Below are 6,447 nucleotides of genomic sequence, written 5' to 3'. Positions count from 1 at the left end.
AAGGATCGGCGCAGCCGACCGCGCCCCCGGCGCGGCCCGTCCTTGACGCGCCGGCGACTCGCCCCACCATTGAAATGGCGACTTGAGGGGCACACCGCCCCCTCAAGCGCCTCCCCAGCAAATGGACCGAACCGGCCAGCCCTCCCAAATGTCGAACAAGAGCGCCCGCCGCGTGGCCCTGCCATCGGCGGGGCCGCGCAAAACCTGTGCGCGGCGTCAGCCGCGCGCTATTGGGAAACCCTCAGCCCGCGCGGCGCGACAGTTTGGATGGCCAGGACGACAGCCCCCGCGCGACCGACATGAAGGCGCGCTTGGCCACCTTCTTCTCGATATCCGCATAGGTCGCTTCCCCCGCCAGAACCTCGAACAGCGACGAACGCATCAGGTCCGAGGTGCGCAGCTTCTCCCTGAACAGGTCGCGCATGGCCGACTTGTAGGCGATCACGCGCAGCCGCCGAACGCGTTCGAGGTCCGACTGGATATACCTGATCCGGCGGACATAGGCCCGGTCGGCCCGCTGCACACGACCCTCGGCGATCACCTGCGCGGCGGCCTCGGCGGCCTCGGCCCCGCTCTCGATGGCGAGCGCGATACCCTCCCCGGTGATCCCGTCCACGAACCCGGCCGCGTCGCCCACGAGAAGGATGTTGCCCTTGCCCGGATGCTCCTTGAAATCACCCAGCGGGATATGCGCGCCCTTGATCGTCACGCTCGCCGCATCCACGCCTTCGTGCGCCAGATAGCGCGCCATCAGCGCCTTGAGGTCCTGATCCACTGACCGGATCGCGCCCAGCCCGATGGTCCGGCTCCCGGCCTTGGGGAAGTTCCAGCCATAGCCCCAGCGCACGATGTCGAAATCGATGGACATCAGCGCCTCGGCCTCGCACCCCCCCGGCACTTCCGTCTCGAAGGCGAAGCCGATCTTCTCGGGGTCGAAGGCCGCGCCGAGGATATGCTTGGCCACGGGCGAAGCGGCCCCGTCCGCGCCCACCAACACGCCGTAGCCAATGCGCGTGCCGTCTGCGAGCACGATCGCGCTTTCGCCGTCCAGGATCCGCTCGACCCGCGTGCCTTGCATGTCCACGGCCCCAGCCGCGACAGCGGCCCGTTGCAGCCAATGGTCGAAATCCAGCCGATAGGTATAGGTCAGGTCATAGGGCGCATCGAACCGGTTGAGCTCCTCCCCGTCCCATTTGAACGCCACCTGCCGCGAGACGAGGTACATCTCCGGCGTCATCTCCATGTCGAAGACCCGCCTGACCGCCTTGTTGCCACGCGGACTGACCAGCGCACCGCACAGTTTGGGGCGCGGGAACACGGCCTTGTCGATCAGTGCAACCGACAAGCCAAGGTCGCAGGCCCGACGCGCGGCGGCGGAGCCGGCAGGCCCTGCGCCGATCACGACGACATCGAAACTCTGGTCGGTCATGGAGGACTCCCGCAAGCTACCCGGACTGTCTAGGGGAAAGGTCCGCGGCTGAGAAGGCCACATCCCGCTCGGCAAGCCACGCCGCGAACCGCAGGATTTTTTCGTCCAGCGTGCAGGTTCTCGGCGCACGGTCCAACTCTGCCTGATAGGCCTCGCGCAGGACGCGCTGTTCTTCGGCTGGCAGATCGGCCCAGTTTCGCATATCGGCCTCCTTGATGTGCGGGGTTCGCACCCTACATATTCATCGGATAGAATATAATTCGAGGGCACGTCATGGCCAAACACGTCAAACTCACCTGTCTCGACTGCGGGGCGCTCAACCGCGCGCCTGAGGACAAGCTCGGCGCGGGGCCGAAATGCGGCACCTGCGGCGCGAAGCTTATCGACGGCAAGGTGCGCGAGCTTGATCCCGCGACGCTCGCCAAAGCGGCCAAGGCCGACGACCTGCCATTGCTCGTCGATTTCTGGGCGCCGTGGTGCGGCCCCTGCCGGATGATGGCGCCGGAGTTCCAAAAGGCCGCCCAGGCGCTCGCCCCTCATGCGCGGCTCGCCAAGATCAACACCGAGGACTTTCCCAAGGTGTCGATGAAGAACAACATCCGCGGTATCCCGGCGCTGATCCTTTACCAGAAAGGGCGCGAAGTGGCCCGGCAGGCCGGGGCGATCCGCGCCGCGCAGATCGAGGACTTCGTGCGCTCGAAGGCGAAGGTCGGGGCCTGATTTCGGCCCCGAAACACGCTTGACAGTTCGGGCGGAAACCTCCAGATAGCACCGCGTTGGGGCCGTAGCTCAGTTGGGAGAGCGCGTCGTTCGCAATGACGAGGTCGTCGGTTCGATCCCGATCGGCTCCACCAAATTCCCACCCGAAACCGGACAGCCGCCGCGCCGCTATTCTGCGGCGAGGATTTCGGTCTTTTCCGGGTGACGCGCCGCGAACTGCCGGATGTAATTCATGCCCATCGTATCCGCGGTCTCGGTGACCTTCACGAAAACCCCAATGGTATCGCCCCAGAAATTATCCGTGTGGCGCCGCGTGCGTGTCAGCCGCTTGGCCCGCGCCTTGTTCTTCTGCTGATAGTATTCGATGTGTTCATCGGACCAGTCCGTCGTCGTCTCGCGACATTCGAACCCGCCCCATTTCGCCATCGCGAACATCCCGTCGCGATACCAGCGCCAGCAATCCTGCGGGTCGCGGTGTTCCGGCCCGCGCGAGGGGGCGACATGGACCATGACACCACCCATCTTCAGCACCCGCGACATTTCAAGGAATGTCAGCCAGAAGAACTCGTTATGCTCGAGCATGTTGCCCGAGATCACGGCGTCATACGTCCCGTCCGCGATGTCGAAACGCCAAGGGTCTTCAAGCACGACATCCACATTCGGACCGGCCTTCAAGTCCATGCCGTCATAGGTCCAGCCGCCCTCTTCCCAGATGCCACGGAACCAGCGGCGCTTCCCGACCGAGCCGACGTCCAGAACCCGTCCGGGTTCGCGCGCCGCCACATGCTTGGCGAAGGCCTTTTTCATCAGTGAAATGGTTTCCTTGTGCATCTGCCCGCTCAACTTCTTGTCGTTTTGCGACAAGAATTGTTAACGAGGGCTGAAACTCAAGCGAAAAGCATCCGGAATCCGATATTCCCTACATCCGTTGCCCGGCAACATAGGTCGCGGCAACCGCCCGGTCGTCGCCCATCATGAGCGTCGGAAAGAGCTGCTCCCAGATCGACTCGGCCCGGTCAGCGCGCTGCGCGATGGCGGGCGTCGAGGCGAGGTCCAGAACCACGAGGTCCGCCTCGGCATCCGGCGCAAGCGTGCCGATCACGCCTGTCATCCCCAACGCCTCGGCGCTGCCCGCCGTGGCGAGCCAGAGAAGCTGCGCGGGGTGGAGCGCCGTGCCGCGAAGCTGCCCGACCTCATAGGCCGCGGCCATCGTGCGCAGCATCGAGAATGACGAGCCGCCCCCGGTGTCCGTCGCCAGCCCCACGCGGTGCCCAGCCGCGCGCAGCCCGGCCATGTCGAACAGCCCGGACCCGATGAAGGTGTTGGATGTCGGACAATGGATCAGGCTCGCGCCCGCCTCCAGAAGCCGCGCCCGCTCCCGCTGTGACAGGTGGATCGCGTGCCCCATCAGCGCACCCTCACCCAACAGGCCGAACCGGTCGTAGATGTCGGTGTAATCCGTGGCCTCGGGATACATCCCCATGACCCACTCGATTTCCTCGGTCTGCTCAGACAGATGCGTCTGCATAAGGCAGGTCGGGTGCTCACCCCAAAGCGCGCCCAGCGCCTCGAGCTGTTCAGGCGTCGAGGTCGGCGCGAAACGTGGCGTGATCGCGTAGGTCAGCCGCCCCTGCCCGTGCCAGCGCGCGATCAGCCGCTGCGAGTCGTCATAGGCCGACTGCGCCGTGTCGCGCAGATCGTCCGGCGCGTTGCGGTCCATGCAGGTCTTGCCGCCGACCACGCGCATCCCCCGCTTCTGCGCCTCGGCGAAATAGGCGCCCACGCTTTCGGGATGGATCGTGCAGAAACTCGCGGTCGTGGTCGTCCCGTTCGCCAGCACGATGTCGAAATAGCGCGCTGCCACCTCGGCGGTGTAACCGGGATCGCCGAAGCGCGCCTCTTCGGGAAAGGTGTAGGTGTTGAGCCAGTCGATCAGCCGCTTGCCCCAGCTCGCCACGATCCCCGTCTGCGGATAATGCGCATGCGCGTCGATGAAGCCGGGCAGGATCAGCCCGTCACCGTGGTCCTCGATGTCGGCATTGGCCCAGAGGCGCTTGAGCGTGTCCGCCGGCCCGACCTCGATGATCGTGCCGGTGGTGTCGTCCACGACGACGCCCGACCGCCGGTCCCACAGGGCCGACATCTCCGGGGTTTCCGCGAACGGGTCCGCGATGAACGAAAGGGTCTGGCCGAGGATGAGTTTCATGTCTGTCCGCACGTCGTTACCCCGGCGAAACTATGCCGCACATCGGGCGAGGTCCACGGGTTTAACCCTGTATCTCCGCGACACCTTCCCCTAATGTCGCCGCGACCACAGGCGGGGTGTCAAATGGCAGAAGACCAGATCACCGAAGACCTCCACGAAGAGGACGACTACGCGCTCGACCGGGAGACGGTCGAACCGGTGCTGACCGCGCTGCGCGAAGGTGACAGCGACGCGCTGATCGAGGCGCTCGAACCGGTCCACCCGGCCGACATCGCCGACCTTCTGGAACAGGTCGACGAGGACACGCGCCTGCGTCTCGTCCAGCTTTACGGCAAGGAATTCGACGGCGACATCCTCTCGGAACTGAACGAGAGCGTGCGTGAAAGCGTCATCGGCGCGCTGCACCCCGAAGTGCTGGCCGACGCGGTGCGGGAGCTGGAAACCGACGACGTCGTCGACCTGATCGAGGATCTCGACGAGCCGCAGCAGGAGATCATCCTCGACGCCCTCGCCGTCACCGACCGGGCCGCCGTCGAACAGTCGCTCTCCTACCCCGAGGAATCGGCGGGCCGCCTGATGCAGCGCGAGCTTGTGGCAGCGCCCGAACACTGGGACGTGGGCCACCTGATCGACCACATGCGCGCCCATGACGACCTGCCGGACCAGTTCTACCACGTCATCCTCGTGGACCCCCGGATGCGGCCCACCGGCTATGTCACGCTGGGCAAGATCATGGCCTCGCCCCGCACCACGGCCTTGTCCGAGATCACCGAGGACAGCTTCCGCACCATCCCCGTCTATCAGGACGAGGGCGACGTGGCCTATGCCTTCAACCAGTATCACCTGATTTCGGCCCCCGTCGTGGACGAAGACGACCGGCTCGTCGGCGTCATCACCATCGACGACGCCATGATCATCCTGGACGAGGAACACGAAGAGGACATCCTGCGCCTCGCCGGTGTGGGCGACGGCTCGCTCAACGACCGGGTGAGCGAAACGGTGCGCGCGCGCCTGCCGTGGCTCGCCGTGAACCTCGGCACCGCCATCCTCGCCTCGCTCGTCATCGCGCTGTTCGAGGACGTCATCGCGGGCTTCGTCGCGCTGGCCGTGCTCATGCCCATCGTCGCCTCGATGGGCGGCAACGCCGGCACCCAAAGCCTGACCGTCGCCGTGCGCGCCATCGCCACCCGCGACCTCACCTCCTCGAACGTCTGGCGCGTGATCCGGCGCGAGGCTGCCGTGGGCTTCATCAACGGCGCGGTTTTCGCGGTGGTCATGGGCATTGTCGGCGTCATCTGGTTCGGAACGCCCCTTTTGGGCGCGGTGATCGCCGCAGCAATGGTCATCAACCTCATGGTCGCGGGGCTCGCGGGCGTGCTCGTCCCCGTCCTGCTCGACAAGTTCAAGATCGACCCGGCGCTCGCCTCCGGCACCTTCGTGACGACCGTGACCGATGTGGTCGGCTTCTTCGCCTTCCTCGGCCTCGCCGGGATCGTGCTTCTATGACCGTGACGATGGACAAGACCGACGCCCGCGTGCGCGCCCTCGCCGCCCGTGACGGGGCGCATGAACGCGCCCGCGATCAGGCCGCGCAGGCCCGGCTCAGGGCCGCGCTCCTGCCCTACAGGGGCCGCCCGCTGGCCGGGTTTCTCCCCATCGGGACGGAAATCGACTCCCGCGCCGTCATGGCCGAGATGTGCGAACATGGCCCCGTCGGCGTGCCCGTCACGCCCAAACGCGGCAACCCGCTCTCATTCCGGCTCTGGACCCCCGAGACCCCGCTGATCGAAGGCGGTTATGGCACGAGCTGGCCCGCCGAGGGGCCCGAGGTGGTGCCCGAGGTGCTGATCGTCCCGCTCGTGGCCTTCGACCGGGCCGGCAACCGGCTGGGCTATGGCGGTGGCTTCTACGACCGCACGCTGGAGGCGCTCCGGGCCCAGCGCCCGACCGTGGCCATCGGCTATGCCTACGGCGCGCAGGAGATGGACGACCTGCCGCTCGAACCCACCGACCAGCCGCTCGACGCCATCGTGACCGAACGCGAAACCCTGCGCTTCGACTGACCGGCCCCGGCGTCACCTGCCCGCCCGCT

General features: G+C 66.3%; 7 protein-coding genes and 1 tRNA gene. 4 read left to right on the top strand and 4 right to left on the bottom strand.

Annotation, left to right across the window (positions count from 1 at the left end):
* Positions 1–241: 241 nt before the first annotated feature.
* Together B2585_RS16630 and B2585_RS16625 are read right to left on the bottom strand one after the other, a co-directional pair.
* The gene (locus B2585_RS16630) at positions 242–1,429 is read right to left on the bottom strand and encodes a geranylgeranyl reductase family protein (RefSeq protein ID WP_292025053.1); all 1,188 of its coding nucleotides are present in this window, start codon (positions 1,427–1,429) and stop codon (positions 242–244) included.
* Positions 1,430–1,445: 16 nt separating this feature from the next.
* On the bottom strand, positions 1,446–1,631 hold the full coding sequence (locus tag B2585_RS16625; protein WP_292025052.1) for a hypothetical protein: 186 nt from the start codon (positions 1,629–1,631) through the stop codon (positions 1,446–1,448).
* Positions 1,632–1,702: 71 nt separating this feature from the next.
* Between B2585_RS16625 and trxC the strand changes: the two genes are divergently transcribed.
* Positions 1,703–2,149: a thioredoxin TrxC gene (gene trxC, locus B2585_RS16620; RefSeq protein ID WP_292025051.1), complete on the top strand. Its 447-nt coding sequence runs from the start codon at positions 1,703–1,705 to the stop codon at positions 2,147–2,149.
* Positions 2,150–2,207: 58 nt separating this feature from the next.
* Positions 2,208–2,283: transfer RNA gene (locus tag B2585_RS16615), tRNA-Ala, on the top strand.
* 34 nt (positions 2,284–2,317) lie between these two features.
* On the opposite strand, the gene B2585_RS16610 is transcribed toward B2585_RS16615, so the two are convergent.
* Positions 2,318–2,980, bottom strand: coding sequence for a class I SAM-dependent methyltransferase (locus B2585_RS16610; protein WP_414674066.1), 663 nt, complete (start codon positions 2,978–2,980; stop codon positions 2,318–2,320).
* Between the two features lie 88 nt (positions 2,981–3,068).
* The gene (gene guaD / locus B2585_RS16605; RefSeq protein WP_292025049.1) at positions 3,069–4,355 is read right to left on the bottom strand and encodes a guanine deaminase; all 1,287 of its coding nucleotides are present in this window, start codon (positions 4,353–4,355) and stop codon (positions 3,069–3,071) included.
* A gap of 123 nt (positions 4,356–4,478) precedes the next feature.
* On the opposite strand from guaD, the gene mgtE reads away from it, so the two are divergent.
* Both mgtE and B2585_RS16595 read left to right on the top strand, forming a co-directional pair.
* Positions 4,479–5,861, top strand: coding sequence for a magnesium transporter (gene mgtE / locus B2585_RS16600; protein ID WP_292025048.1), 1,383 nt, complete (start codon positions 4,479–4,481; stop codon positions 5,859–5,861).
* The gene (locus B2585_RS16595) at positions 5,858–6,418 is read left to right on the top strand and encodes a 5-formyltetrahydrofolate cyclo-ligase (RefSeq protein ID WP_292025047.1); all 561 of its coding nucleotides are present in this window, start codon (positions 5,858–5,860) and stop codon (positions 6,416–6,418) included. Before mgtE ends, B2585_RS16595 begins: the two co-directional genes overlap by 4 nt.
* Positions 6,419–6,447 lie beyond the last annotated feature (29 nt).

The organism is Maritimibacter sp. UBA3975 (genome assembly GCF_002384975.1).
Classification (GTDB): Bacteria; Pseudomonadota; Alphaproteobacteria; order Rhodobacterales; family Rhodobacteraceae; genus Maritimibacter.
Note: the sequence above shows the minus strand (reverse complement) of the source record. Positions and strands in the feature narration are given on the sequence as shown.

Coding starts and splice junctions, on each gene's coding strand:
- B2585_RS16610 (WP_414674066.1), bottom strand. CDS start 2,980: ATGCACAAGGAAACCATTTCACTGATGAAAAAGGCCTTCGCCAAGCAT.
- B2585_RS16625 (WP_292025052.1), bottom strand. CDS start 1,631: ATGCGAAACTGGGCCGATCTGCCAGCCGAAGAACAGCGCGTCCTGCGC.
- trxC (WP_292025051.1), top strand. CDS start 1,703: ATGGCCAAACACGTCAAACTCACCTGTCTCGACTGCGGGGCGCTCAAC.
- mgtE (WP_292025048.1), top strand. CDS start 4,479: ATGGCAGAAGACCAGATCACCGAAGACCTCCACGAAGAGGACGACTAC.
- B2585_RS16595 (WP_292025047.1), top strand. CDS start 5,858: ATGACCGTGACGATGGACAAGACCGACGCCCGCGTGCGCGCCCTCGCC.
- B2585_RS16630 (WP_292025053.1), bottom strand. CDS start 1,429: ATGACCGACCAGAGTTTCGATGTCGTCGTGATCGGCGCAGGGCCTGCC.
- guaD (WP_292025049.1), bottom strand. CDS start 4,355: ATGAAACTCATCCTCGGCCAGACCCTTTCGTTCATCGCGGACCCGTTC.